Here is a 26,440-nt window from a genome sequence, read left to right as displayed (position 1 = left end):
GGTAAATCGGCAAATTTACCGCACGTTAGTACTACATAGTTATCACTATATAAATAGTTAATCACTTATTAATAGTGATTAACTATTTAATGTCGCACACTAAACATTGCACATACAGACCTTGTGGGTCCGAATAGTTGTTAAGCTGGGCTGCTTGTTGGCTGATCGTTGCTAGCCAGGTTGCCACGTGTCCATCGGCGCTGATGTTCAGTTGTGTTAACACCTCAGTTACGAGTGATTGCGTAAACATTGACAGTAAGCGTTCGCGTTCACTGCGCGGTGTTTGTATTAAGATTAATGAGTCACTTGCTACATCGGCTTTTTTGGCCGCGGCAGCAATGGCATCGTCAAGACTACCTAGGTTATCAACTAAGCCTAAACGCAATGCATCACTGCCAGTCCAAACTCGGCCTTGGGCAATCTCATTAACTTGTTCAGTGGTCATATCTCGTCCTTCAGCAACCACAGCTAAGAAGTTACTGTAGCCATTTTCAACGGTCATCTGAATGATTTGAGCCATATGCTCTGGTAATTTTCGATTGACAGAAAGGCCGGTGTAATCAGTTGTGCCCACACCATCACTGTATATACCGAGTTTAGCCAGTAACTTTTCCGTCGTTGCAAACATACCAAAAATACCAATTGAACCGGTAATTGTGGTCGGTTTTGCCCAAATTTCATCAGCGGCAGAGGCTATCCAATAACCACCCGATGCAGCGACGCTACCCATAGAAACAACAACCGGTTTACCAGCCTGTTTAACTTCTAATAACGCCGTGCGGATCTGTTCAGAAGCAAATGCGCTGCCACCAGGGCTGTCTATACGCAGTACTAATGCTTTAATCTGTTCATCATCTTTCGCTTCTAGTAGCAGCTTGCTTAGCGATTTACCACCAATTGCACCAGCAGGCTGATTACCATCTAAGATTTGGCCGCTTGCGAAAATGATACCGACACCGGGTTTGTTAGCAAAACCTTGTTGTTGAAACTGCGTTGGTTGCTGGGCAAGGTAATCTAAGAATTCAACGTGGTCATATTCTTCTGACTCGCTGTTAAGCTTTTTAGCCAGATAACGCGACATTTCTTCACGTGTTAATAATTGGTCCACTAGCTTTTGCTGTAAAGCATATTCGGCGATATTGCCATTGACCGATTGCAGGCGAGCAATAAATACATCAGCTTTAGGGGCGACATCTTCCGCAATAATTGCACGGTTAGTGGCTACAATGCCGGTATAGGTATTCCAAAGTTGATTTAACCAGTTTAACTTGGCTTCTTTGCTCGCTGCCGACATATCGCTGCGGGTAAAGGGTTCAACAAATGACTTATAAGTACCAACACGAAACACATGTGATGACAGGTTTAACTTGTCGATGGCATCTTTGAAATACAGACTATAGCTGCCATAACCTTGTAATAATACGCCGCCAGCGGGGTTAAGTAAGATCTCATCAGCGAATGATGCAAGGAAGTATTGCTCTTGGCTAAAGTAATCACCATAAGCATAAACTGGCTTATTACTCTTTTTAAATTCAACCAGTGCATCAGAAATATCCGTGAGCTTAGTTAAACTTGCTGGTCTCAGCAGGGCGAGATCTAATATCAGCGCGTTAATTGTATTGTCAGTTTTAGCATTCTTAATGACGGTAACAACATCTGAAATGGCTATTTCATTAACGATATTTGAAGAGTCAACAAACTCACCAATAACTTGATCGAAGGGATCAACTAATTTTGGTTGATCAACCAAGATACCGTTTAAGTTAAGTACTAACGCGGCGTTATCAGCGAAGGCGACAGGTACTTCTTTTGTTTGTTGCAATGCAATAATAATGATTGCTATAAAAGCAATAAAAAACAGGTTCAAGATTAAATTACGAGTGAACGTAATTGAACTGCCTATTTTTGAAAGGATGAATCCGAGTATTGAGAATAATTTTCTCATATATATTCCTAGTAAATCCAATGGGATTAGATCGTTATGGATGTTGTTTTGTGTATTAAGCCATAAATTTAGTTTAGATTAAAGCGCTTAGAGCGCAGCACTATGACAGTGTGTAGTGGATCTAGTTCTCATTAATCATAAATAATATACAATTTAGCTTAGTTTAAACATGCCAAAATGTATTGTTAATGATTGAAATTCAACGAAATCATTAATTTATGCCTACACTTGTGCGCTATATAGATTAAAATAGCGTTTGAAATGAACGATTAAATTAATTACTCTAAATTATAAATAGATAACAACTACGTATCAAATAAATAGCAATTGTGTAACCACTGGGAGTGGAGTTATGTCTGCAAGCAATTATCCGAATATGTTGGCGCCATTAGATTTAGGTTTTACAACATTGAAAAACCGAGTCTTAATGGGCTCGATGCATACTGGCTTAGAAGAAGAAAAAAATGGATTTGAAAAATTGGCTGCATTTTATGCCGAGCGTGCCAAGGGTGGTGTTGGTTTAATTGTTACCGGTGGTATTTCGCCAAATTTACGTGGCCGTTTGATGCCACATGGCATGCAGTTGTCTTATAAGTGGCAGGCGAAGAAACACCAAGTTGTTACACAAGCTGTACATGATAATGGCAGTAAAATCGCACTACAGATTTTACATGCGGGGCGTTATGCCTACCATCCATTTAGCGTGAGTGCGAGTAAGAAAAAGTCGCCTATTAACCCATTTACGCCAAGAGCAATGTCAAAGCGTTCAATTCGCTGCACGATTACTGACTTTGCTAAAACCGCTGAACTTGCTCAGTTTGCTGGTTATGACGGTGTTGAAGTGATGGGTTCTGAAGGTTACTTGATTAACCAATTTATTTGTCGCCGCAGTAATAAGCGTACCGATGACTGGGGTGGTAGCTATCAAAACCGCATGCGTTTTCCGATTGAGATTGTAAAAGCGATCCGTCAGCGTGTCGGTAATGATTTTATTATTATCTTCCGCCTATCTATGTTAGACCTTGTTGAAGACGGTAGTACGTTTGAAGAAGCAGTTGAATTAGCGCAAGCACTTGAAAAAGCAGGCGTGACGATTATCAATACTGGTATCGGCTGGCATGAAGCGCGTATACCAACGATTGTAACCAGTGTTCCTCGTGCTGCGTTTAGCTGGGTAACCGAAAAAATGAAGGCGCATGTTAATGTGCCTTTAATCACCACTAACCGTATTAATACCCCTGAAGTGGCTGAAGAGATTCTATCTTCAGGGCAAGCGGACATGGTATCGATGGCGCGTCCTATGTTAGCTGACCCGTACTTTGTTACCAAAGCGACAGCGGGTAAAGCAGACGAGATAAATACGTGTATTGCTTGTAATCAAGCCTGTTTAGACCATGTGTTTAAAGCCAAACGCGCCTCTTGTCTGGTTAATCCACAAGCGTGTTTTGAAACTGAATTAAAATTTGAAACGGCAACCAAATCAAAACGTATTGCCGTTGTCGGCGCAGGTCCAGCTGGTTTAGCCTTTGCTTGTTATGCCGCCGGACGTGGCCATCAAATTGATATTTTTGATAGTCGTTCGGAGATCGGTGGTCAGTTTAACTATGCAAAACAAATACCAGGCAAAGAAGAGTTTTACGAAACGCTGCGTTATTATGCAAGACAAATTGAAGTACTTGGCATTAACTTATATTTAAATCAGTTAGTGACAGTGAATACTTTGGAAGGCAAGGGTTATGATGATGTTGTTATCGCAACAGGTATCACGCCAAGAACACCGCCTATTCCAGGTGTAGAACATGAAAAAGTACTGAGCTATATTGAAGTATTACGTGATCATAAACCTGTGGGCAAACGTGTTGCCGTGATTGGCGCCGGCGGTATTGGTTTTGATGTATCCGAGTTCTTGGTTGAAGAAGAAGGTGCTTCTCCCTCGGTCAACACTAAACAATGGTTGAGCGAGTGGGGCGTGACAGACGACTGCCAAACGGTGGGTGGTCTTGTTGCTGCCAAGAACACTGCACCGGCGCGTGAGGTATTCTTGTTACAACGTAAAGATACCAAAGTTGGTGCTGGCTTAGGTAAAACCAGTGGCTGGGTACACAGAGCAACATTGCAGAAAAAAAATGTAGATATGATTAAAGGTGCTTCTTATGACCTGATTGATGATAAAGGATTACACATTACTGTTGATGGCGTGCAAAAAGTCCTTGAAGTTGATAATGTGATCTTATGTGCTGGACAAGAACCATTTAGAGAGTTGTTTGAACAGTTACAATCACAGAAAGTGAAAACACACTTGATTGGTGGTGCATTTGAAGCCGGTGAGTTGGACGCAAAACGCGCGATACGCCAAGGCGCAGAATTGGCCGCGACGATTTAATACTAATCTAATGCAATAACATTGCGCGTTATTGCTACAGTGTCGACTATTCTTGTCGTGGCTGGCATTGATTGATGATTACGTGCACTTGTTACTATAAACAATTGTAATAGATAGCCCATATTATGTATGGGCTTTTTTGATCTTAATAAATTTATCACTTGATATTTTATGGGCTACATTTAATACTTTAGCTATCACTCATTGTTCAAAGTAGTAAGTAATGAACGCAATTGACCTATTAATAAATCGCCATTCTTGTAATCAGCTTTCAGCCCCAGCCCCGAGTGGTGTGGCATTGGATAATATTATTCATGCTGGATTACGTGCACCTGATCACGGCGGCTTAACCCCTTGGCGTTTTATTATTACCGAAGGTGAAGGTTTAAATACCTTATCGCGCTATTTCAAAGATGCTGCGTTTAACCTTGGCAAAGCAGAAAAAGATGTATTAAAGGCGGCGAATGCCCCGTTTCGAGCACCACAAATTATTACTGTTATTGCAAGAATAGAAGCGCACCCGAAGATTCCTGAATCAGAACAATTGATGTCAGCGGGTTGTGTGGTCATGGCCATGCAAATGGCGGCACAAGCTCAAGGATTTAATGGTATTTGGCGAACGGGTTGGTTTGCTTACAATGATCATGTAAAACAAAAGCTTGAGCTTGAAGATAAAGATGAAATTGTGGGCTTTTTATATTTAGGTACACCGGATGTATCTTGCAAGAAAATTCGTCAGCTAGACACCGAAAATTTTGTAACGCGCATGGATAGCTAACGCTTTGCACGCGAATAGAGAGTAAGAATTATGATGGCAACACAATATCCCAAAGGACATTTACTCAGTGTACAATTTCCACTTTACCATCATGTTGGTATCTCGGATGGGTGTGGCCATGTTTTTGAGAACTCGAGAGCCCGTGCTGGTCGTGGTTTAGTGAGTTTACAAGATTTCTCTGATGACAAAGACATTATTGACCATGGTTTTTTACCCGGTAGTTTACCTGCCGAGGATATCATCGAAAATGCAGCGCAACTCGTCGCAGACAAAAAACGTTATCACTTGTTGAAAAATAACTGTGAGCATTTTGTCCATGAAGTATGCGGCGTCAAAGTAACCAGCCCGCAGTTACGACGCGCGTTAATTCTAATTTCAGCGATATTAGTCAATCACTATACCAGTGGGCGGTTTCGTGCTGCTTTACTGTGGGGCATTGCGTCGCAATTATCACATTTAAATGCAGCGACCTTGTCTTGGTGGAAGCATGCTATTTTTACCTCCGCAGGTTTTTGGTTAGTATTTTTAAATAATACTAATCAAGATGCTGAAGATGAAAATCTGTAACTAATACCTCTTAATATCCCATTTCTCTTCTTCTATAGCGCTTCTTGGTTTAGTAAGCGCTTTCTAGTTATTTTCCCTATAATAACGGCTATTAGATTAACAACTCGCCAACGTTGTCATGAGCGAGTGGAGTGAATTATGGGTAATATTGAAATATTTCGTGATCATAGTTTGCCGCATCATCAGATTATTAGTATCGCAGATAAAGTAATGGTTGATATAGCACAAGAATATGACCTTAAATTAGAATGGCAGGGTGATAAACTTCATATTCAGCATGCTCATACTAGAGGATACTTACATGCAGACGCAGAGAGTATCAGAATCAAATTGAAATTAGGGATCCTGCTGTTTCCAGTTAGTTTTGTATTAAAGCAAAGCATTGAAGAAACGCTGGATGAACTGCTACCAAGTGCAGCATGTTCATATAGATAAAGTACGATTAAGGCTTGATATTATGGAACAATTATCACTGGTTGAAACCTCATTTTTATTAAGTGAGAGTACTGCAAGTCCGAAACATTTTTCAGGGTTGCAAATTTTTGAGCCGCCAAAGGATTATGTTGGTAATTTTGCGCGCGATCTTTTCCAAAAGTTAATCATGGATCCCGCTGTAGCGACCCCTTTTAACTTTAAATTGAAGAAAAGCTTCGGTGGTTTGTATTATTGGGTACATGACAGCCAGTTTGATTTTAACTATCATATTCGCATGTCTATGCTACCCGGGGAAGGTTCTGATGAACAGTTACGTGATTTAGTTGAACGTTTACATTCTCATTTAATCGATAGAACGCGTCCGTTATGGGAAGTGTATTTGATTGAAGGTTTATCTGAAGGGCGCTTTGCTATTTTCACTAAAATTCATTATGCGATGGCTGATGGTAAAATGGCAAACAGTTGGTTGTCAGGGTATTTACAAAGTGATCAGTCGGTTAATGATTATCGTCCATTTTGGCAGATCCCATCATTTCGTCCTGGTTATAAAGAGTCTGCGGGCGTCATTGAAAACCTATTGTCGACGTACATGAGTGGCTTAAAGCAGCTTAAATCTGTTCCTGGTCTTGTTCAATTAGGGGCCCGAATGGGGCTTAAATTCCTAAATTTACGTGATAAAGGACCAGCATTACCCTTTTGTGCTCCGAGGACCCCATTTTCGGTACCCGCAACGCGCTCCCGAATTGTTTCTTTTGGTCGTTTGCCGTTTGAAAAAATGCGTTCAATTAGCAAGATAACCGGTGTCACCCTAAATGATGTGATTTTATGCTGTGTTGATATTGGTCTTAATCGTTATCTAAAAGAGAAAGGCATCTTATTACGTAAGCCATTAGTTGCGCAGGTGCCAGTGCGTATCGGCAATGGCCGCCGCAATGCATTAACTGGGGTCGAACTCGGAAATGTTGATGCAGATCCTTTAGAGCATTTAGAAACAATTTTTAAACGTACGAGTAGCGTTAAAGAAGATTTGTTTAGTTTACCGGCTGAGTCGGTGGTTAACTTTTCATTATTGCTGCAAGCAACTGCGTCAATCTCTGAATGGTTAGGGATCTCGAAGTTCTTACCGCCACTGGGTTCTGTGATTGTATCTAACGTGCGTGGGCAGCAAGACTTTGCTTACCTTGCGGGTGCGAAGCTGACCGAAGTTTATCCTGTCTCAGTGCTCTCTGCTGGTACAGCATTAAATATTACCTTGTACAGTTATCACGAAGAAGTATTTTTCGGCTTAGTCGGCTGTAAAAATGAAATGCCTGATTTAGATATACTATCTCGTCATGTCGAGGCCGCTTGTGAAATCCTCTCCAATGACATTTTGGATAATGCGAAACAACATTCAGTACTCATCTCTTCACGTTAAACTAAAGGTGGAGGCTTAAGCTGCCGCCTTTGTCTTCTGACTATTTCATGCTAACTTTGATAGGTTACACATTTGTTACATCAAAATAGCTTGAAAATGTGAACATCAGTGTTAGTTTTATTTCTTAAGGCAAGGGCCTGATTTGTATTACTCGCATTTCTGCTATAAGTATAAATATATTTTGAGGTTATTTTGATTAGTTGGCAAGCCAAAGCGCTGAATTTATTTTTGAAACAAACAGTAAAACGCTCGATTGAGAATACCAAAGATGCAAATAAGCTGCGCTTTCAGATGCGTGCACTCGATAAATTCACATTTGGTATTAGTTCTAAAATAGAACGTACTCAATCTATGCGTGAAGGTATCTTGTGTGATGAGATAAAACTAAAATTTTCCAACAGTAAGACCAAATTACTGTACTTACATGGCGGTGCATTTGTATTTAAAACACCGGCTATGCATAACAATTTCATTGCGCGTTTAGCTGAGCCATTAGATTTACATGCTATTGTACCCGATTATCCACTCGCACCAGAAAACCCTTTTCCTGCGGCGCTTGATTGTTGTTATATTATTTATAAGTCATTACTAGACTCTGGTACTGCGCCTGAAGATATAATCGTGGCGGGTGACTCCGCGGGTGGGAATTTGGTTTTAGCGTTATTACATAGAGCGAAACGCGATGGCCTGCCTATGCCGCTATGTGGGGTATTATTATCACCTAATGCTGATATGACTCAAAGCGGTCTGTCTGCTGTTGAGAATCGTTATAGTGATGCACTGTTTAGTCTGGAAGTGATGTTACATTGCCGAAACCTGTATCTAGAAGGCGGTAATAACGATTTGCATAATGATGAGATATCGCCACTGTTTGGTGACTTTACAGGATTTCCGCCATTTATGTTCCATGCTGGTAGTACTGAGTTAATGCGCGATGATTCAACGCGGCTAGCGGAGTTTATGCAGGCCAAAGGTGTCGATGCTCATGTACAAATATGGCGTGAGATGCCGCATGTGTTTCCGTTATTTGAACAGCTTCCAGAAAGTAAAGCTGCACTGATTCAAATTGTCGACTTTATAAATAAACATCAAAACAAGTCTTAAACAGGTTTGTTTATAATACTTACTCAATTTCGATCTAATACCTACGGGTTTTTATAAATATCATAATTGAAATGACCATTTTATGGTGTTGATTATAATTAAAGTGGTGGAAATTGAAGTTAATTCATAAAGAAACATAAATAATTATATAAAATATGTCATCTTCGGAAATTTTTCTGAATATGATATATGTCTGTTTATAAAATTCTTTATTATAGTCGCATACACCAAGCGAAGCACAACACAGAGGCTATAATGAACAAAGAACAAGTATTACAAACAATTGAATTATTAAAAGAAGGTCACTCTTTAACGGACGTAACTAAGATTGCTAAAATCAATGTTATGTACGTCAGTGTGATTCGTAAATTGATGGTAATGAACTTGATTGATGTCGAAGGTTAATAGCCGAAATGTCCCGTATAGCGGGACATTTCTATCTTGTTATTTTATATCCGCAATAATTACTTCAGCATTACCCGCCACTAAAGCCCCATATAGATGTTAATTTTAATTCAGTTCTCACAGGCCAGTATCAGATAATGTACTCGCTGCAGCCGGTAGCAACACTTTATCGATCGCATGAATAATTCCATTAGATGCATCAACATCCGCGACAATCACTTTTGATGTATTGATGTAAAGATCTGGATCAGTATATGAAATAGCAAGATCTTGTGCGGCGTAAAGTGGTGTTGTGGTATTTCCCGATAACCCAATTGCAGTCATTGCGTCCACTTCTGAATCCAGAACGTGATACAGGAGGATATCCGCTAAATTAGTTAATGCTAAGATATCTGCAGCGCTATTAAACGCATCATTAGTCGCGATTAACTGTGCGAATGCATCATCTGTTGGCGCAAAAACGGTCAGATTAGGTGTTGTCGCTAACGTGTTTGCAAGTCCTGCTTCAACGACGGCGGCTACTAATGTGTTAAACCGTCCGTCTGCTTGGGCTGTTTCAACAACATTGAAGTAAGAGGGTGGTATTAACACTTTATCTATTGCATGAATGATGCCGTTATCAGCAATCACATTCGGGATGACCACTTTAGATCGATTGACGAAAAGGTCTTGTCCAACGAGCGTTACTCCAATGTTTGAGGTTTCAACTGTACGTGTGGAGTTATCCATCATACCTGCGAGTGCTATTGCGGCAGTTGCATCTACAGAGCCTTGTAGTACGTGATAAGTGAGTATGTCTGCTAAATCTGTACGGGCTAAAAATTCTGCTGGGGTTACACCAAGCGCTAAAAACAATTCATTGAATGCTGCATCTGTTGGGGCGAATACCGTAAACTCGCCGCCGCTTAGTGTTGCACCCAGTCCAGCTGCATCGACAGCTGCGTAGAGTGTATCAAAATTGCTATTACAGTCGGCAATTTCAGCTATGTTACCGCTACAACTGAGCGCGCTAATATCGTTATCATTATCGTCATTACATGCAGTGAGGAATAAGGTTGAACTGGTAAATAGCACGAGGGTAGATGCTTTTGCCCAAGATAAATAATTTGAATTTCTAGTAGACATGATTGTTACCTTCCATATTATTTAGTTTTGTTTATATGACTCATTTAGCGGTCAGTAGCCTGAAGCTAAGTAAGTCGTAATGTCAGTATCAAAACTTAATACGGCGAGCTAATCAATTAAGATCACTTTATTGATGTTATATTTTAAATATCACTCTGTTTATGGTTATTTATGCTTAAATGACGTAGTAAAGCTGACTAATATCAACGTGATGTATGTAATCGTCATTGGTAAATTGATGGTGATGAACTTGATCGATATTGACGGTTAATCGCTATTGCTGCGTTTAACTTACTGCTGCGTGGTTGATTGTCGGTGCGATAAGCGTTGAACAAGCATTACAGTAAAATAACAGTCAAAAAAAAGGCTGGTAAGATAAATAATTATCTCACCAGCCTTTTTGTTTTAAGCTACGTTTTTAAGTTAGACATAGATGCTAAATTAAAAAATAAATGCTTAAATTAGAATTCCGCTGTGCGAGGTGCACGTGGGAAAGGAATTACGTCACGGATATTTTGCATACCAGTTACATAAGACACTAAACGTTCGAAGCCTAGACCAAAACCAGAATGTGGCACTGTACCAAAACGACGTAGGTCGCGGTACCACCAGTAATCTTCTTTGTTTAGACCCATTTCTTCCATACGCTTATCAAGCATATCTAAACGTTCTTCACGTTGACTACCGCCGATGATTTCGCCGATGCCTGGTGCAAGTACGTCCATTGCTGCAACTGTTTTACCGTCTTCATTCATACGCATGTAGAATGATTTAATATCTTTCGGGTAGTTTTTAACAACAACAGGTGCTTTGAAGTGTACTTCAGCAAGGTAACGTTCGTGCTCAGAAGACATATCGATACCCCAAGAAACTGGGAATTCGAATTCTTGACCACATTCTTCTAAGATCTTAATTGCGTCAGTGTAATCAATTTGCGCAAAGTCAGATTCTACAAAGCTTTCTAAACGCGTAATCGCTTCTTTGTTGATACGTTGTGCAAAGAACTGCATGTCATCCATACGCTCTTCTAGTACTGCTTTAAAGCAATATTTAAGCATATCTTCAGCTAGTTTTGCAGCATCGTCTAAATCAGCAAACGCAATCTCAGGTTCAACCATCCAGAATTCTGCAAGGTGACGCGTTGTGTTTGAGTTTTCAGCACGGAACGTAGGGCCGAAAGTATAAACTTTACCAATCGCACAAGCATAAGTTTCAGCGTTAAGCTGACCAGATACTGTTAGGAAAGTCTCTTTACCAAAGAAATCTTCTTTGTAATCAACTTCACCTTTATCAGTTAAAGGCAGGTTATTCATATCCAGTGTACTTACACGGAACATTTCACCAGCACCTTCACAATCACTACCTGTGATAAGCGGTGTGCTTAACCAGTTATAACCATTTTCATGGTAAAAACGGTGAATAGCTTGTGATAAACAGTTACGAACACGCATAACCGCACCCATAACGTTAGTACGGCCACGTAGGTGAGCGTGTTCACGAAGGTACTCGATGCTGTGACGTTTAGCTGACATTGGGTAAGTGTCTGGGTCTTCTACTAAACCAAGTACAATTACTTCTGTTGCTTGGATCTCGAATGATTGACCTTTACCTGGTGATTCAACAACAACACCAGTAACTTCAACTGAACAACTAGCAGTCAGATTTAATACGTCTGCTTCGTAGTTCGGTAAATCTTTGCTTACAACTGCTTGGATAGGATCGAAACACGAACCATCGTAAATAGCTAAGAAAGAGATACCAGCTTTAGAATCACGACGTGTGCGGATCCAGCCTTTCGTTGTAACTGTGCTACCTACCGGGAATTTACCGGCAAAAATATCTTTAACTGACGAATGCGTCATAGATTATTGCTCTCCAGCATAAAAAGCTCTTGCTGAGCGAATGATGATTATTTAAGTAAGGTTATATTACCTTTGCAGTTGTAGGATACAAGTAAAAACAATGAAAAATCATTTTGTTTGCTTAATAATTAGTAAATTATCACTGAAATTGAATAATTATTAAGGATCCTAATGGTAATTAATTTGTTTTTTCTTTTGCTGTAGCAACTGTGTCTGATTTAACAAACTGCTGCTGGGTTTGATTGAGGTGCTATTTGAAGGGGTTGCTGTACGTTGTTTTAAACTTTGCTCTAATTTTTCAAAATAACTGGATTCACTGATGTTGTTGTCAAGCATCAGATTGTAGCGATCGGATAAACCGTGGGTATCTGTCGCATGTTCCAGCTTATTGATGATGTTATGTTCAAATTTAGCTTCCTGAATATAATCGGTAATACTGGTAAGCGGGGCAATTATTTTAATATAAATAATATACGAGATAGCCGCCAAGCTAACGGTCGTTAAAGCAAAAATCATGAAATTATTAAGCATCGATGACTCCAAAAGCTAAGGTTAAAGTAATGTAACAAGGTGGCGATGACACTTGTTACATTCATTATTATTAAGTCCCCATGTCGTAATTGTAGACGTGGATACCTTAGCTTAGCAAAGAGTCTAGCAAAGACCATTTTGATAATATTACAAGTCAAATCCAGAGAGTGCTAAATTGACTTTTTTATTAATCAAAAATAGTGTTATTAACCCCAAATAGAGTTATTCAGCCCAAATGTCGGTATCAAGTACTTGTTTGATCACATTGCATAATGTCTCGAGCTCTGTTGCCGAAATAATATAAGGAGGCATGATATACAGTAATTTACCGAAAGGTCTGATCCACACGCCTAATTCCACAAACACGACCTGCGCTTTAGCAAGATCGATAGATTGCGTCGTTTCAATGACACCAATAGTGCCCAGTACGCGAGCATCGTTGACGTTGTCATGTTCAGTCAATGGCAATAACGCTTGTTGCAATTGCTTTTCAATACCGGCGACTTGTTGTTGCCAATCACTATTCATTAATAAATCAATGCTGGCGTTGGCGACTGCGCAGGCAAGGGGATTGCCCATAAACGTGGGACCGTGCATCAATACACCACTTGGTCCATTGCTGATTGTTTCGGCTACGTGTCGAGTCGTTAGCGTGGCCGCTAGGGTCATATAACCACCGGTAATACCTTTGCCTAGGCACATTATGTCCGGGGTGATAGCGGCGTGTTCACAGGCAAATAACTTACCGGTACGGCCAAAGCCTGTGGCAATTTCATCAGCAATCAAAAGCACTTCATAACGTTCACAAAGTAATTTAGCCTGACGTAAAAATTCAGGGTGGTAGAACTTCATTCCCCCTGCACCTTGCACTATCGGTTCTAAAATAAACGCCGCAATGTGCTGGTGGTTTTCTGCTAATGTGTCGGTTAATGCTTGCATTGCAGTGTCTTGCCACTGTTCATCAAATTTGATGCTCGGCGCGTCAATAAAGTACTGCGGGGCCAAGAAACCGGTGAATAATTCGTGCATACCATTATCTGGATCACAAACTGACATCGCGCCAAAGGTATCGCCGTGATAGCCATTACGTATGGTGACAAACTTCTTCTTGGTCGGCTGTTGATGATGCCAATATTGAATCGCCATTTTCATTGCTACTTCGACACTGACTGATCCTGAATCTGACAGGAACACACATTCTAGTCCTTCAGGGGTGATATCAACCAATTTCTGGCATAGGTTTATCGCTGGTTCATGGGTGATACCACCAAACATGACATGGGACATTTTACTTGCTTGAACCTGCATTGCTTGATTTAGCGCAGGTACGTTGTAGCCATGAATGGATGCCCACCAAGAAGACATACCATCGATGAGTCGGGTACCGTCATTTAATGTTAAATAAACACCACTCGCGCTATCGACGTGATAACAAGGCAAAGGTTTAGTCATCGATGTATATGGGTGCCAGATGTGTTGCTGGTCGAACTTCATTAAATTATCGTTTGTTTTCTGAGTCATTGTAAACCTTGGTTTTAGCATTTGGTTGACCTTGCGGCTATGCTGGATAGACTAATCGAGTTTACGCACAAATTCAAATAAAGGATTTTAGATGACTAACCGTGTTCGCCATGATTGGCAAGTGGATGAGATTGAAGCGCTATTTAACCAACCGTTTAATGATTTGATGTTTCAGGCTCAAACGGTGCATCGTCAACATTTCGATCCGAACAGTGTACAAATCAGTACGCTGCTATCAATCAAAACCGGTGCTTGCCCGGAAGATTGTAAGTACTGTCCACAAAGTGCCCGTTATACCACCGGCATTGAAAAAGAACGTTTGATGCAAGTCGAAACCGTACTGACTCGTGCTGCTGAGGCAAAAGAAAATGGCGCGAGTCGTTTTTGTATGGGCGCAGCGTGGAAAAACCCACATAAACGCGATATGCCGTATTTAATTGATATGGTTAAAGGTGTTAAAGCGATGGGGCTGGAAACTTGCATGACATTGGGTATGTTAGCACCCGATCAAGCACAGTCATTGTCTGCAGCTGGTTTAGATTATTACAACCATAACTTAGATACGTCTGAAGAGTATTACGAACAGATTATTACCACGCGAACTTATCAAGATCGTTTAGATACTCTAGGACACGTGCGTGAAGCGGGTATGAAAGTGTGTTCTGGCGGCATCGTTGGTATGGGTGAGCAACAACTTGACCGTATTGGTCTGCTCAAGTCACTGGCTAACCTAGCACACCATCCAGAAAGTGTGCCGATTAATATGTTGGTTAAAGTGGCTGGCACACCACTTGAAGATACCCCAGATCTAGATGAATTAGAGTTTGTTCGTACCATCGCAACTGCGCGTATCTTAATGCCGAAATCGTATGTGCGCTTATCGGCGGGTCGTGAGGCGATGAGTGAACAAACCCAAGCACTTTGCTTCATGGCGGGGGCTAACTCTATTTTTTATGGTTGCAAGTTGCTCACCACAGACAATCCAGATGAAGACAGTGATAAGCGTTTATTTAAAAAACTAGGGCTACAGCCTGCACGTATTCGTGAAGCAAGTGATGAAGCGCAATCTGCACAGTTATTAGATGAGATCGCAGAACAAGCTTCGCCGTCATTGTTTTATGATGCAACCAGTATTGATAAAAACAGTATTGAGAAAAACACGGTAGACGTTCGCAGCGCGGCACTTTAATGGCTTTTGAATTCATTACACAAGCATTACGCCAGCAGCAAACAGATTCGTTGTTACGCACGCGGGCGGTATGTAATGAAGCTATTAATTTTTCAGCTAATGATTATTTAGGGCTATCGACACACCCCGATGTTATTGCAGCATGGCAGCGTGGCGCAAACGAACATGGTGTGGGTAGTGGCGGCTCGGCGTTAGTCACGGGTTATACTCATGCGCATGCGGCACTCGAAGACAAATTAGTTGAAATAACCGGGTTCGAATCAAGTTTGTTATTTAATTCTGGCTACAGTGCTAACCAAGCGCTAATCAAAGCCTTGTTAAATAAAAACGATTTATTGGTACAGGATAAGCTTAACCATGCGTCATTAATCGAAGCGGGGGTATATTCTCCTGCCACCATGAAGCGTTTTAAGCATAATGACAGTAACCATCTTGCTCAAATCTTGATGCAATATCGTCCTCAACACGCTAATTCACTGGTTGTTACCGAAGGTGTGTTTAGCATGGATGGTGATATGGCCGATTTACCGGCGATTAGTCAGCAATGTAAAGGACATGACGCTTGGTTGTTAGTCGACGATGCCCATGGTTTTGGGGTATTACCGCAGGGACACAATAGCCTGAAACAACAGGGTTTATTAGCCGCTGATGTTGATTTATACATGGCGACGTTTGGTAAAGCCGTTGGTGTATCGGGTGCGTTTGTAGCGGCATCTAAAGAAGTGATTGACTACCTGGTTAACTTTTCTAAACCGTATATTTATTCGACCGCAATGCCAGCTGCAATGGCAATGTGTATTGATAAAGCGTTAACGATTATGCTGACTGAAACATGGCGCGTTAGCCATTTAAATCAACTTATTTGTTATTTTAAACAACAGTGTTCTTTATGTAATATTACGCTGATGCCCTCTGATACGGCGATTCAACCTTTGCTTATTGGCGATGCCAGCAAAGCGATGAAAATAAGTCAGACCCTTGCTAATCAAGGGTTGCTTGTCAAAGCGATTAGACCGCCTACGGTACCACTGGGCACGTCTCGATTACGTATTACCTTATCAGCCAATCATCGTATTGAAGACATTGATCTATTACTGACTCGTTTGAAAGAAGCGTTAGATGAGAAATAGAAATAGAATTAGCATTAGTAATAAAAGAGAGGAGGCGCTTGATGATTGATAAGAATGCGGTTGCACGTTGTTTTGGTAAAGCTGCCGCGAGTTATGATCAACATGCGATTTTACAGCGCTTGTCGAGTGATCAATTATTACAATACCTACCTAATGGACTTAACGCTGACACTTATAATACCACTGTCGATCTGGGTTGTGGCAGTGGGGCATTATTACCGACGTTGGCCAACTGCAGTAAACAGCTAATCGCGGTTGATTTATCGTTTGGTATGCTAGCTCACGCTAAATTGCAACATTGCTTACAAGAACAGCATATACAAAAGCAGCGTCATAAAGATAAGCTGAATACAGCAACGCAGCCAATTTACTGGTTAAACGGCGATGCTGAGGCGTTGCCCTTACTGTCTAGTAGTGTCGATTTGTGTGTCTCAAATTTAGCATTGCAATGGTGCGATGATTTAGCGACACCCTTAATTGAAGTTTCACGTTGCTTAAAGCCGGGTGGTTTACTGCTATTTAGTACGTTAGTTTCTGGCAGCCTCGATGAGTTGACACAATCATGGTCGACAGTGAATGAACATCGACATGTAAATCGCTTTTTGTCTGAAGGTGACATTAAGGTGGCACTATTAAAGTCAGGTTTAAGTGTCGAAACGTTTCAGGTCGAAATCAAAACGATGTATTACTCAAGCGTTAAAGAGGTAATGTTAAGTCTGAAAGGCATTGGTGCTAATCATGTGCATGATAAAGATGGGAAACCGACAACACAAGGTGAGCTAAGAGCGTTTAAAGCGAACTATGAAACCTTACGTGATAACCAAGGTTTATTACCGCTTAGCTATAAACTCGCTTACTGTTTATTGCGTAAGTGCTAATTTTGTATAATAAGGTCCCCGATGACAACAAATTTAAAAAAAGTATTTATTACCGGTACTGATACCGATGTGGGTAAAACCGTAGTCAGTTGTGCAGTACTTGATTACGCTAACAAATTAGGGTTTAAAACAGTTGGTTTAAAACCAATATCGGCGGGCTGTGAATTAACATCAGAGGGGCTGCGCAATGAAGATGCATTGTTATTACAACAACATGCATCGCATCTATTAGCTTATGAAATCGTTAATCCAATTGCTTATCAAGCCCCGATAGCACCACATATAGCGGCGCACAAAAGCGGTGAGTTTATTGATTTGGCGTTAGTGGATGCTGCAATCACTCAGGTGCCTGATGATATTGACTTTGCCGTTATAGAAGGTGCTGGTGGTTGGCACCTGCCTATTAGTATGAACAAGAATAGCATGAACAAAAACAATTCTGATAACAGCCACTTATTTTCATCTTGGGTAGCCGAAAAGCAGTTAGATGTTATTCTTGTAGTAGGGGTTAAGTTAGGTTGTTTAAATCATGCCATATTATCAGCACAAGCTATTATCCATTCAGGCGCTAATCTTGTCGGTTGGATCGCGAATAGTCCCACAATCGATATTGCTAATTATACTGAAATGATTGAAACCTTAACAATGGCATTATCAGCACCATTAATGGGTGAAATACCTTATTTTGCATCAATTGAAGAGAAAAATGAAAATTCAGCTAACTATTTGGATTTAACTTCTTATTTGTCGTTGTAAAGGATAATATACTTAGCCATATATGCCAATGGTTCTCAAATCCTAATCGTGTATCCACAAGTAGGTATTTGTATCGTGGTGCAGGGAGTAGATGCAATAATTAAAGGACAAATACGGCGTGGCTAAGATTGTTTTAAAGCAAGAAGACAAATTATCATTTAAACTTAACCACCTTATTCCACAAGGTGACTACCGTCGCGTGGACGTATACTTTTTGTTACCTAACGAAATGGGTATTAATCCACGAACGTTAACTGAAGACGATTATTTCTACCGTGGCATTCAAGGTAAACGGGCGTATTATTCAGAGGGCTTACACCTGCCGTTAGTACAAAGCCGTTTTGCGAGTCGAATGAAGCGTTCCCCAGACGAATATCGCGTTAACTTAAACCTTTTTGCTTACCAATTTGCCAAAGCATTTGAAAAAGACATCCGCAATATTCAAGAACAAATTGAACCGCAATTGTTTTATGCTGCGTTAATTGAACTGAATGAAGTCGCCAAGTCGATTATTAAAAAGTTTCGTCGTAATGCCCCAAAAGATGAAAAATTAAAAGCTTATTTTAATAATGTGGATAATTACCTTTCATGGTTTAGTGAGCAATGTTGCTATAAAGCCTTGTCCAAACGTAAAAAGAGTAATGAGTTTCTGGATGAACGTGCGGAAATCATTGGCTTTTGTCGAGGTGAAGCTAAGTATCGCTTACAGAATGGATATAACTCCGCGAGTACGTTATTAGATCCAAACCGAATAGCCAATAAAATGCGCTTGTTACGTCGTTTGATCGAACATGGCGTTATCTTTAAAGAAGAAACCCAAGCGCTCGGGGCACATCAGAAAAAGATAGTAAAAGGCACCGCAACCTCTTTAGTGATGGTGATTGTGTTAAGTCTTATCTTTTTTGCGCAAGGTGAGTTGAAAGGACTGACGTATGCTTTGATTGCGGTATTGTCGGTTATTTATGGCTTTAGGGAGATCTTTAAAGATGAATTTAATAACACCTTATGGCGTTGGATAAGGAAAGGTCGACCAAAATGGTCAAGACACTTGATTGATACATCAAATAAGCAAGTTATCTCTAAACAACGTATATGGCTAGACTATATTAAGCAAAACAAGTTACCAAAAGTAGTCCGTGACGTTTTATATCGCCGTCGACCACAGAATAAACAAGAATCCATACTCTTACACTACCGGTTAGATACTAAGGTCAGTAATAAAGGCTTTCAACCAGGTTATGATCGTATTCAAGAACAGGTTTACTTTAGTGTTAGACCGCTTATTCGTTATTTAGAGCGGGGGACTGGTGCTGTATACACAGAAAATGAAAGTAAGATCACCAAAGAATCGATTGAAAGGCGTTATCAAGTCAATGTGGTTGTTGGTCTAAAAGATGACAGTGCCAAAGTTGTTTATCAACGCCATAAAATCACCGTTAATCGTTCTGGTATCCTTGATATTGAAGCGGCTGATATTTTTAGCGAGATTTTGTAGTCGTTAAATTACGCATATATAGGAGTTAAATCTGACTATAATCTAATACCTTTATAATAATTTAATCAAACGTTTGAATTATTATGATGCGAAGCTCCTATTTTTGTATTAATATTGTTGCCAATCTGTTGCTCATGTGAAATATTCGTAGTATGTCTTCAGGTTGAATTGAGGTTGATACCCTCTTTTAAGCCATGATGTAATGAAGCAATGAGTAAGATGAGCAAAGGAGTGCTGACAATGGATGGTCAAGGAGATGTAATTGGAGGCTGGTTAGTTGCCTTATATAAAGCACTATTATGGAAAGGAATCGAACCTTTCGAGTTGCTATCAAAATCAGAAGTTAGCATTGATGAAATAACTAACGTAGGCAGTCGTATCCCCGTTAGCCTGTGTAATAAACTCTTCGAGCAATCTGTAACACTGACTGATGATCCACTTTTACCAATTAAGGTGAGTCAATGTATTGTTGCGACTACATTTCATGCACTAGGTTGTGCACTGCAAGCCTCTTCATCATTACAAGACGCATTTACACGGTTAGTGCATTATGACAGGGTGCTGAGTAGTACCTGTCGTATTCATTTAACGGAAGACGAATCGTATTGCTACCTTGAATTAAACTTAAATGAGACAGACGACAGCATTAATCGTATTGGCGATACACTAGAGCTAACCATGTTGCTCTCTATCATCAAAATTTGTCGTGATCTGTCTAATCCTGGCTTTGCCCCCGTCAAGATATATACCACTGCTAATGCACGATGTGTCCAGCAGTTTGAAGCACATACTGGCTGTACAGTCGAGTTTAACTCAAATAAGTCTATGTTAGTGATGGACCGTAAAGTGCTATCAAAACGGTTACCCAATTTTGCGCAAGATCTTATTTCTTTTAGTGATAAAGCGGTTGATGATTATCTTGCTGGCCTTGATTGTAATAATGTTGTCAGCCAAGTGCGTTCGGAAGTTGTGTCGTTGATGGCGACTGGTGTGCCTAATATAGATTTTGTGGCTGAAAAATTGAACTTTAGCCAACGTAGTTTACAGCGAAAACTTAATGACTCTGGAACCAGCTATAAAGACCTCGTTGAAAACATTCGTCAAACAACCGCTGAACAACATTTAAATCAAAACCGTTTATCGTTGGGGGAAATAAGCTATTTGTTAGGGTTTTCTAATGTAGCTAATTTTTCTCGCGCATTTAAACGTTGGAAAGGCGTGACACCTGGGGTTTATCGAGGAGAGCATTGCCATTCATAAATAACATTGCGATTCATAAATAGAGATGCCGAGAATAGAATTACTGATGGCAAGTGATACATTGATTGCCATTGGATGAATAAATTTAGGTCTTAGTGAGAAGACCTTCGTAAACTTAAGGGATTAGGGTGATACAAATGCCAAGTATGGATAAAAAATTGCTTGCGCTGTTATGTGCATTAAGTTTACCAGTACCATTACTAGTGCATAGTGCCAGTGACGAGCAAGCGTTAAATAAAGCAACCCGTTATGTCGACAACAATGTGTTACAGGTTGCGGCAGAAATGAATAGCCTTGCCGAGAAAAGTGTCTTTTTAGAGATCGATAATTTCCAGCGACGTCAAGTTATGGTGGGAGAGTACGGTCGTATTTTAGTGCGTGATAATGCTGAGTTAACTTGGCTGCAGGCTAACGTTCCGGTGCAAACGACAATCACCGCTGTCAACTTCATTAATGACAAAGTTGCTTGGGCAGTGGGTCATCAAGGCGTGATATTAAAAACCACGGATGGCGGTCATAATTGGATTAAAATGTTCGACGGTTTGCAGTTAACCGGTTTGTTGAAAACCAGTTTGGAACAGCAAATCGTGACCTTAACGATGCAGTTTGAACGTGCCGAAGCTGACAGTTCGTTTGATGAAGACATGCTTGATGAGTTAGAGATACAACTCGATGATGCGACTTATAAACTTGAAGATTTAACGGCAAACGCGGGTATCGAAATTTCATTTTTTGATGTGCTATTCACGACACCCGATTACGGCCTTGTCATTGGTGCTTATGGCGCAATGCTAGAAACCAAGGATGGCGGTAATAATTGGCAATATATCGGCTATCAAGTACCGAACCCTGAAGGTTTCCACCTTAATGCGTTAACGACAGATGTGGATAATAATATCTATGTGGTCGGCGAAGCGGGTCTTGGCATGGCAAGTTCAGATTTAGGTGAAAACTGGCGTTCACTCGATATTAATTACATGGGTTCACTGTTTGGTATCGACGTTAATGGCACGTCACTTTACAGTTACGGACTACGTGGCAACATGTTTGCTTCAAAAGACCAAGGCGAGACTTGGCAACACCTTGATACCGGGGTAACTAACCATATATTCTCTGCTGATTGGCTGAGTAACACAGAGCTGTTACTCGTTGGCGCTGGTGGATTAAAATTAGTCTACAACGGCCATACCTTTAATAATATCTCAAAAACAAGTCAACGAATCGATATCACTTCCGTTAAAATTGTCGGTGATAATGTCATCACGACTGGATTACGTGGTTGGCAAACAAATAGTCAAAATGAACTAGGTCAGGGAGGTCTGAAGTAATATGGAAAAGCTTACTATTTGGATCGAGAAACAGTTATTTGGTTTTAAATATATCGTGTTTGCAGTGATCGTGTTACTGACTGCATTTTTAGCGTATAACGCGAGTTTAGTCAGACCGAGTGCGTCATTTGAAAAAATGATCCCGGTGCAGCATGAATATGTGCAAAACTACTTAAATTATAAACAAGAGCTAGCCAGTTTAGGCAATAGTGTACGCGTTGTTATTGAAAACGAAAATGGTGATATTTTCAACGCTGAATTTCAAGAACAGATGCGCACCTTAAATGATGAATTATTTTTTATCTCTGGCGTTGACCGTTCAGGAATGAAGTCAATTTGGACCGCTAATGTCACCTGGGCTGAAGTAACCGAAGATGGTTTTGTCGGTGGCACTGTGATCCCGAGTGATTATGATGGCAGTCAACGTACGTTGGATAGATTACGTCGCAATGTGATGTTATCGGGTCAAGTCGGTTATTTAGTCGGTGATGACTTTAAATCAGCGGTATTCTTATTGCCATTAATGAGCATCAACCCTGATACCGGTAAACCATTAGATTACAATCAATTATCTACAACGTTAGAAGAGATCCGCAGTAAGTATGAAGTGAATGGTGTGAAGGTTCACATCACAGGTTTTGCTAAAGTGGTTGGCGATTTGATTGCTGGCGCGGCAGAAGTGGTGATCTTTTTCTTAACGGCCATCGTCATTACGTTTGCATTGCTGTATCTGTATAGCCGCTGTTTAAGAAGCACGTTTGTGACGGTTACTTGTGCGCTCGTTGCGGTTATCTGGCAATTAGGTTTACTTAATTTACTGGGGCAGGGTCTGGATCCTTACTCTATGTTAGTGCCATTTTTAGTGTTTGCGATTGCTGTGAGTCATGGTGTACAACTTATTAGCGCGATTGGCCAGCATATGGCTGCGGGCAATAAAGCCGAACAAGCGGCTCGTCTTGGCTTTAGGGCGTTAGCAATCCCTGGTTTGATTGCATTGTTAAGTGACGGACTTGGTTTTATTACCTTAAACGTGATTGAAATTGAAGTTATTCAAGATCTCGCTACGGCAGCCAGTGTCGGTGTTGCGGTTATCTTGTTAACTAACTTGATACTGTTACCTATTTTGATGTCTTGGACGGGTGTGTCTCCTGCAGGTATCAAATACTTGGTCGCTGAACAATCGAAAACACCGTTAATTGTGACTGTCTTTAGTCGTTTTGCGGATGCGAAATGGGCTAAGTCGGCGTTGATATTTGGTGTGGTTTGCCTTGCGGTCGGTTTATACCAAGGCCAATCGCTTAAAATCGGTGATCTTGATGCCGGTGCACCAGAGTTACGTGCGGACAGCCGCTATAATCTCGATAATGCTTATGTGGTAAACAACTATCAAGCCAGTACTGACATCATGGTGTTGATGGTTGAAACACCTGCCGAGCAGTGTAGTAGTTACCATACATTGAATGCAGTGAATCAGTTACAGTCACATGTTGAAGGTATTGCTGGCGTACAGTCGACATTATCTGTCGCGACAATTGCCAAAAAAGCGATTGTCGGTATGAATGAAGGTAATCCTAAATGGCAAGGTTTAAGCCCCAACCAACTGGTGCTTAATGCTGCGGTAGGCCGTGCTCCTGCAGCGTTTATGAATAATACCTGCAGTATGTTACCGCTGATTATTTATCTTGATGATCATAAAGCCAATACCCTTGAAACTGTAATCGCAGATATTACCGCGTATACGACAGCGAATAAAACAGAAGGTGTTAACTTTGCACTTGCTGCTGGTAATGCCGGTATTGAAGCCGCGACTAACAGTGTCATTGAAAAAGCCCAATATCAAATGTTGATGTGGGTATACGGCGTCGTTGCGATTCTGTGTTTCCTTACATTCCGTTCGGTTAAAACACTGATCTGTATTATTTTACCGCTAGCACTGACTTCTATTCTGGGGCAAGCGTTAATGGCGACATTAGGCATAGGCGTGAAAGTGGCTACCTTACCTGTGATCGCGTTAGGCGTGGGTATTGGTGTTGATTACGGTATTTATATTTATAGCCAATTATCAGCGCGTTTAAAAATTGGTGATAACTTACAAGATGCTTATAAATATGCATTATCAAGCACAGGTAAAGCGGTTGCGTTTACCGGTATTACGTTAGCGATTGGGGTGTGTACTTGGGTACTTTCACCAATTAAATTCCAAGCCGACATGGGCTTAATGCTCACTTTCATGTTTATTTGGAATATGCTCGGTGCCTTGTGTTTCTTACCTGCACTGGCTTGGTTACTCAATATTGGCGGCAATAGACAAGTTGTAGCGCCATCTCAGCAAGCTAAAACAGAGCAAGATAGTAGTAATGCTGCATAAAACCAGTACTGCTGTGTTCTATTAATGCCAGTATGTTAGCGCTGTTATTAAAAGGGTTGGTCCATTTGGGTCAGCCCTTTTTCGTTAATATGGTTAAAAAACAGTTATTATTCGCTTGAGTGCATGGAAAGTTTGGCGTTTTCGTTAACCTAGGTTTAAAATGATCGCCTATCTCAATAACAAGACAGTTTTTATGGATCAACAGCGTACAGCTTGGCAGACGGTTAAGCGATTTTCTATTTATGTTCTCGATTTAAAAACCACCTTAGGTTTTGGTATTCTCGCGATGCTTGGTTACGGTATTGTCGATGCAACATTACTCAATATTCTACAGCCTCTTGTCGATGATGGCTTTAACGCTGAAGCGTCAGCATTCTTGAAATGGATGCCATTGTTTGTGGTTGGCATGGTAACCCTGCGTGGTTTAGCCTCGTTTGGTTCAAGTTATTGTATGGCGAAAGCCGGTAATACAGTCGTCATGCGTCTACAACGTCAGTTATTTGATCATCTTATGCATTTACCAGTGAGTTTTTTTGATAAAACGCCATCGGGTGAATTAGTATCAAAAATTATCTATGATTCCACTCAAGTTTCAGGTGCTGCATCTAAAACCATCGTCAATGTTTTCCGTAGTGGTGCATTTATTCTTGGTTTACTTATTTGGATGTTCTATCAGAGCTGGCAGTTATCACTGGTATTACTCTTTATTGCACCACTGGTCGGTATCATTATCGGTACTGTGAGCGGTCGTTTCCGGGTAATCAGTCGTCGCTTACAGAAAGCAATGGGTAATGTGTCATCAACGGCGCAGCAAATGTTACATGGTCATAAAGACGTATTAATGTCTGCAGGGCATGAAACAGAGCGCGAGCGTTTTGGTACTGTAAGTAATCATATCCGTCAGCAACAAATGAAAATGGCAACAACCAGTGCTGCGAGTAATGCGTTAGTACAAATTGTGGCATCATTCGCACTTGGTGTCGTGTTATATCTGGCCTCGTTTGACTCTATTCGAGCGGAACTTACCCCGGGTAAATTCGTGGCGATTGTTGGTTCGATGATGGCGTTATTACGCCCATTACGTGACATTACTAACGTCAACTCTGAAATCCAAAAAGCAATTGCAGCGTGTAATAGCTTATTTGATATTCTAGATCTAGAAGCTGAAAAAAATACTGGTACCTATATACCAGAACGTGTTGCTGGTAAAATTACCTTCTCGAATGTTGATTTTACTTATCCAACGGCGAGTGCTCGTTTGATTGAGAATATGAATTTTACCGCGCAGCCGGGTGAGATGATTGCGCTTGTTGGCCGTTCTGGTAGTGGTAAATCAACATTGGCTAGTTTACTCACACGTTTTTATGAAATAGAGAAAGGTCAGATCAGTATTGATGATCGACCTCTGCATGACTATGAGTTGAAATCGTTACGTAACCAGATTGCCTTAGTATCGCAAAATGTGCATTTATTTAATGACTCGGTAGCTGCGAATATAGCCTATGGCCGTATTAACGAAGTGACGCGCGAAGAGATTATTGAAGCCGCAACAAAAGCCAATGCATTAGAATTTATCGAAGGCTTTGAACATGGCTTTGATACTATGGTAGGTGAAAATGGCGCTATGCTATCGGGTGGTCAACGTCAACGTATCGCTATTGCGCGTGCGTTGTTACAAGATGCTCCTATCTTGATTCTTGATGAAGCAACGTCGGCACTGGATGCAGAATCTGAGAAAAAGGTTCAGCAAGCGCTTGAGACATTACAAAAAGACAGAACCTCGTTAGTGATTGCCCATCGTTTAACCACGATTGAAGCTGCAGACCGCATTCTGGTTATCGAAGCTGGTTCTATTATTGAGAGTGGTTCGCACACCGAACTCCTTGCTAAAGGTGAGCATTACGCACAATTACACCGTTTACAACTTGGTGGCTAAACGTGTATTTGGTGTTAAACATCGAAC

21 protein-coding genes are annotated in these 26,440 nt (G+C 40.8%); 16 read left to right on the top strand and 5 right to left on the bottom strand.

Annotated elements, in window-relative coordinates; genetic code table 11:
- Nucleotides 1-82 precede the first annotated feature (82 nt).
- A complete protein-coding gene (gene sppA / locus A923_RS0113765; RefSeq protein WP_017222258.1) occupies nucleotides 83-1,945 on the bottom strand; it encodes a signal peptide peptidase SppA in 1,863 nt (620 codons plus the stop codon).
- 352 nt (nucleotides 1,946-2,297) lie between these two features.
- Between sppA and A923_RS0113760 the strand changes: the two genes are divergently transcribed.
- The 7 genes from A923_RS0113760 to A923_RS23110 all read left to right on the top strand — a co-directional run bounded on the left by A923_RS0113760 (nucleotide 2,298) and on the right by A923_RS23110 (nucleotide 9,034).
- Nucleotides 2,298-4,328, top strand: a complete 2,031-nt coding sequence (locus A923_RS0113760; RefSeq protein WP_017222257.1) for an NADPH-dependent 2,4-dienoyl-CoA reductase — start codon at nucleotides 2,298-2,300, stop codon at nucleotides 4,326-4,328.
- A gap of 223 nt (nucleotides 4,329-4,551) precedes the next feature.
- Nucleotides 4,552-5,106: an NAD(P)H nitroreductase gene (locus A923_RS0113755; protein WP_017222256.1), complete on the top strand. Its 555-nt coding sequence runs from the start codon at nucleotides 4,552-4,554 to the stop codon at nucleotides 5,104-5,106.
- Nucleotides 5,107-5,136: 30 nt separating this feature from the next.
- A complete protein-coding gene (locus A923_RS0113750) occupies nucleotides 5,137-5,673 on the top strand; it encodes a lecithin retinol acyltransferase family protein (protein ID WP_017222255.1) in 537 nt (178 codons plus the stop codon).
- A gap of 138 nt (nucleotides 5,674-5,811) precedes the next feature.
- The gene (locus tag A923_RS0113745; protein ID WP_017222254.1) at nucleotides 5,812-6,108 is read left to right on the top strand and encodes a polyhydroxyalkanoic acid system family protein; all 297 of its coding nucleotides are present in this window, start codon (nucleotides 5,812-5,814) and stop codon (nucleotides 6,106-6,108) included.
- Between the two features lie 22 nt (nucleotides 6,109-6,130).
- Nucleotides 6,131-7,525 carry a wax ester/triacylglycerol synthase family O-acyltransferase gene (locus tag A923_RS0113740; protein ID WP_017222253.1) on the top strand — a complete coding sequence of 465 codons (1,395 nt, stop codon included), beginning with the start codon at nucleotides 6,131-6,133 and terminating at the stop codon, nucleotides 7,523-7,525.
- Nucleotides 7,526-7,717: 192 nt separating this feature from the next.
- Nucleotides 7,718-8,629, top strand: coding sequence for an alpha/beta hydrolase (locus tag A923_RS0113735; RefSeq protein ID WP_017222252.1), 912 nt, complete (start codon nucleotides 7,718-7,720; stop codon nucleotides 8,627-8,629).
- A gap of 255 nt (nucleotides 8,630-8,884) precedes the next feature.
- Nucleotides 8,885-9,034 carry a hypothetical protein gene (locus A923_RS23110; protein WP_017222251.1) on the top strand — a complete coding sequence of 50 codons (150 nt, stop codon included), beginning with the start codon at nucleotides 8,885-8,887 and terminating at the stop codon, nucleotides 9,032-9,034.
- 117 nt (nucleotides 9,035-9,151) lie between these two features.
- Here the strand turns inward: A923_RS23110 and A923_RS0113725 are convergent, their stop codons facing one another.
- From A923_RS0113725 to bioA, 4 genes are all read right to left on the bottom strand, one after another.
- Nucleotides 9,152-10,159: a fasciclin domain-containing protein gene (locus A923_RS0113725; protein ID WP_017222250.1), complete on the bottom strand. Its 1,008-nt coding sequence runs from the start codon at nucleotides 10,157-10,159 to the stop codon at nucleotides 9,152-9,154.
- A 461-nt stretch (nucleotides 10,160-10,620) separates the two neighbouring features.
- Nucleotides 10,621-12,021: an asparagine--tRNA ligase gene (gene asnS, locus A923_RS0113715; protein ID WP_017222248.1), complete on the bottom strand. Its 1,401-nt coding sequence runs from the start codon at nucleotides 12,019-12,021 to the stop codon at nucleotides 10,621-10,623.
- A gap of 168 nt (nucleotides 12,022-12,189) precedes the next feature.
- On the bottom strand, nucleotides 12,190-12,552 hold the full coding sequence (locus tag A923_RS0113710; protein WP_017222247.1) for a hypothetical protein: 363 nt from the start codon (nucleotides 12,550-12,552) through the stop codon (nucleotides 12,190-12,192).
- Between the two features lie 222 nt (nucleotides 12,553-12,774).
- Nucleotides 12,775-14,073, bottom strand: a complete 1,299-nt coding sequence (gene bioA, locus A923_RS0113705) for an adenosylmethionine--8-amino-7-oxononanoate transaminase (RefSeq protein WP_017222246.1) — start codon at nucleotides 14,071-14,073, stop codon at nucleotides 12,775-12,777.
- 91 nt (nucleotides 14,074-14,164) lie between these two features.
- Between bioA and bioB the strand changes: the two genes are divergently transcribed.
- The 9 genes from bioB to msbA all read left to right on the top strand — a co-directional run bounded on the left by bioB (nucleotide 14,165) and on the right by msbA (nucleotide 26,413).
- Nucleotides 14,165-15,262, top strand: coding sequence for a biotin synthase BioB (gene bioB / locus A923_RS0113700; protein WP_017222245.1), 1,098 nt, complete (start codon nucleotides 14,165-14,167; stop codon nucleotides 15,260-15,262).
- On the top strand, nucleotides 15,262-16,392 hold the full coding sequence (gene bioF / locus A923_RS0113695) for an 8-amino-7-oxononanoate synthase (protein WP_017222244.1): 1,131 nt from the start codon (nucleotides 15,262-15,264) through the stop codon (nucleotides 16,390-16,392). Before bioB ends, bioF begins: the two co-directional genes overlap by 1 nt.
- 41 nt (nucleotides 16,393-16,433) lie before the next feature.
- Nucleotides 16,434-17,270 carry a malonyl-ACP O-methyltransferase BioC gene (gene bioC, locus A923_RS0113690; RefSeq protein WP_017222243.1) on the top strand — a complete coding sequence of 279 codons (837 nt, stop codon included), beginning with the start codon at nucleotides 16,434-16,436 and terminating at the stop codon, nucleotides 17,268-17,270.
- A gap of 21 nt (nucleotides 17,271-17,291) precedes the next feature.
- Entirely contained in the window at nucleotides 17,292-18,026 is a 735-nt protein-coding gene (bioD, locus tag A923_RS0113685; protein ID WP_017222242.1) for a dethiobiotin synthase, read from the top strand.
- Between the two features lie 118 nt (nucleotides 18,027-18,144).
- On the top strand, nucleotides 18,145-19,521 hold the full coding sequence (locus A923_RS0113680; protein WP_017222241.1) for a hypothetical protein: 1,377 nt from the start codon (nucleotides 18,145-18,147) through the stop codon (nucleotides 19,519-19,521).
- A gap of 240 nt (nucleotides 19,522-19,761) precedes the next feature.
- Nucleotides 19,762-20,781 carry an AraC family transcriptional regulator gene (locus A923_RS0113675; protein WP_017222240.1) on the top strand — a complete coding sequence of 340 codons (1,020 nt, stop codon included), beginning with the start codon at nucleotides 19,762-19,764 and terminating at the stop codon, nucleotides 20,779-20,781.
- A gap of 137 nt (nucleotides 20,782-20,918) precedes the next feature.
- A complete protein-coding gene (locus tag A923_RS0113670) occupies nucleotides 20,919-22,109 on the top strand; it encodes a WD40/YVTN/BNR-like repeat-containing protein (protein ID WP_017222239.1) in 1,191 nt (396 codons plus the stop codon).
- Between the two features lies 1 nt (nucleotide 22,110).
- Nucleotides 22,111-24,477: an efflux RND transporter permease subunit gene (locus A923_RS0113665; protein WP_017222238.1), complete on the top strand. Its 2,367-nt coding sequence runs from the start codon at nucleotides 22,111-22,113 to the stop codon at nucleotides 24,475-24,477.
- A 193-nt stretch (nucleotides 24,478-24,670) separates the two neighbouring features.
- Complete coding sequence (gene msbA, locus A923_RS0113660; protein WP_026006241.1) at nucleotides 24,671-26,413, top strand: lipid A export permease/ATP-binding protein MsbA; 1,743 nt, start codon at nucleotides 24,671-24,673, stop codon at nucleotides 26,411-26,413.
- Nucleotides 26,414-26,440 lie beyond the last annotated feature (27 nt).

It is taken from the genome of Moritella dasanensis ArB 0140, from assembly GCF_000276805.1.
In the GTDB taxonomy this organism is placed as follows: domain Bacteria; phylum Pseudomonadota; class Gammaproteobacteria; order Enterobacterales; family Moritellaceae; genus Moritella; species Moritella dasanensis.
This window is presented reverse-complemented; position numbering and strand designations above follow the sequence as displayed.

Excerpts from the sequence above, each read along its gene's own strand:
- sppA (WP_017222258.1), bottom strand. The coding sequence starts at position 1,945 with ATGAGAAAATTATTCTCAATACTCGGATTCATCCTTTCAAAAATAGGC.
- A923_RS0113760 (WP_017222257.1), top strand. The coding sequence starts at position 2,298 with ATGTCTGCAAGCAATTATCCGAATATGTTGGCGCCATTAGATTTAGGT.
- A923_RS0113755 (WP_017222256.1), top strand. The coding sequence starts at position 4,552 with ATGAACGCAATTGACCTATTAATAAATCGCCATTCTTGTAATCAGCTT.
- A923_RS0113750 (WP_017222255.1), top strand. The coding sequence starts at position 5,137 with ATGATGGCAACACAATATCCCAAAGGACATTTACTCAGTGTACAATTT.
- A923_RS0113745 (WP_017222254.1), top strand. The coding sequence starts at position 5,812 with ATGGGTAATATTGAAATATTTCGTGATCATAGTTTGCCGCATCATCAG.
- A923_RS0113740 (WP_017222253.1), top strand. The coding sequence starts at position 6,131 with ATGGAACAATTATCACTGGTTGAAACCTCATTTTTATTAAGTGAGAGT.
- A923_RS23110 (WP_017222251.1), top strand. The coding sequence starts at position 8,885 with ATGAACAAAGAACAAGTATTACAAACAATTGAATTATTAAAAGAAGGT.
- A923_RS0113725 (WP_017222250.1), bottom strand. The coding sequence starts at position 10,159 with ATGTCTACTAGAAATTCAAATTATTTATCTTGGGCAAAAGCATCTACC.
- asnS (WP_017222248.1), bottom strand. The coding sequence starts at position 12,021 with ATGACGCATTCGTCAGTTAAAGATATTTTTGCCGGTAAATTCCCGGTA.
- A923_RS0113710 (WP_017222247.1), bottom strand. The coding sequence starts at position 12,552 with ATGCTTAATAATTTCATGATTTTTGCTTTAACGACCGTTAGCTTGGCG.
- bioA (WP_017222246.1), bottom strand. The coding sequence starts at position 14,073 with ATGACTCAGAAAACAAACGATAATTTAATGAAGTTCGACCAGCAACAC.
- bioB (WP_017222245.1), top strand. The coding sequence starts at position 14,165 with ATGACTAACCGTGTTCGCCATGATTGGCAAGTGGATGAGATTGAAGCG.
- bioF (WP_017222244.1), top strand. The coding sequence starts at position 15,262 with ATGGCTTTTGAATTCATTACACAAGCATTACGCCAGCAGCAAACAGAT.
- bioC (WP_017222243.1), top strand. The coding sequence starts at position 16,434 with ATGATTGATAAGAATGCGGTTGCACGTTGTTTTGGTAAAGCTGCCGCG.
- bioD (WP_017222242.1), top strand. The coding sequence starts at position 17,292 with ATGACAACAAATTTAAAAAAAGTATTTATTACCGGTACTGATACCGAT.
- A923_RS0113675 (WP_017222240.1), top strand. The coding sequence starts at position 19,762 with ATGGATGGTCAAGGAGATGTAATTGGAGGCTGGTTAGTTGCCTTATAT.
- A923_RS0113670 (WP_017222239.1), top strand. The coding sequence starts at position 20,919 with ATGCCAAGTATGGATAAAAAATTGCTTGCGCTGTTATGTGCATTAAGT.
- A923_RS0113665 (WP_017222238.1), top strand. The coding sequence starts at position 22,111 with ATGGAAAAGCTTACTATTTGGATCGAGAAACAGTTATTTGGTTTTAAA.
- msbA (WP_026006241.1), top strand. The coding sequence starts at position 24,671 with ATGGATCAACAGCGTACAGCTTGGCAGACGGTTAAGCGATTTTCTATT.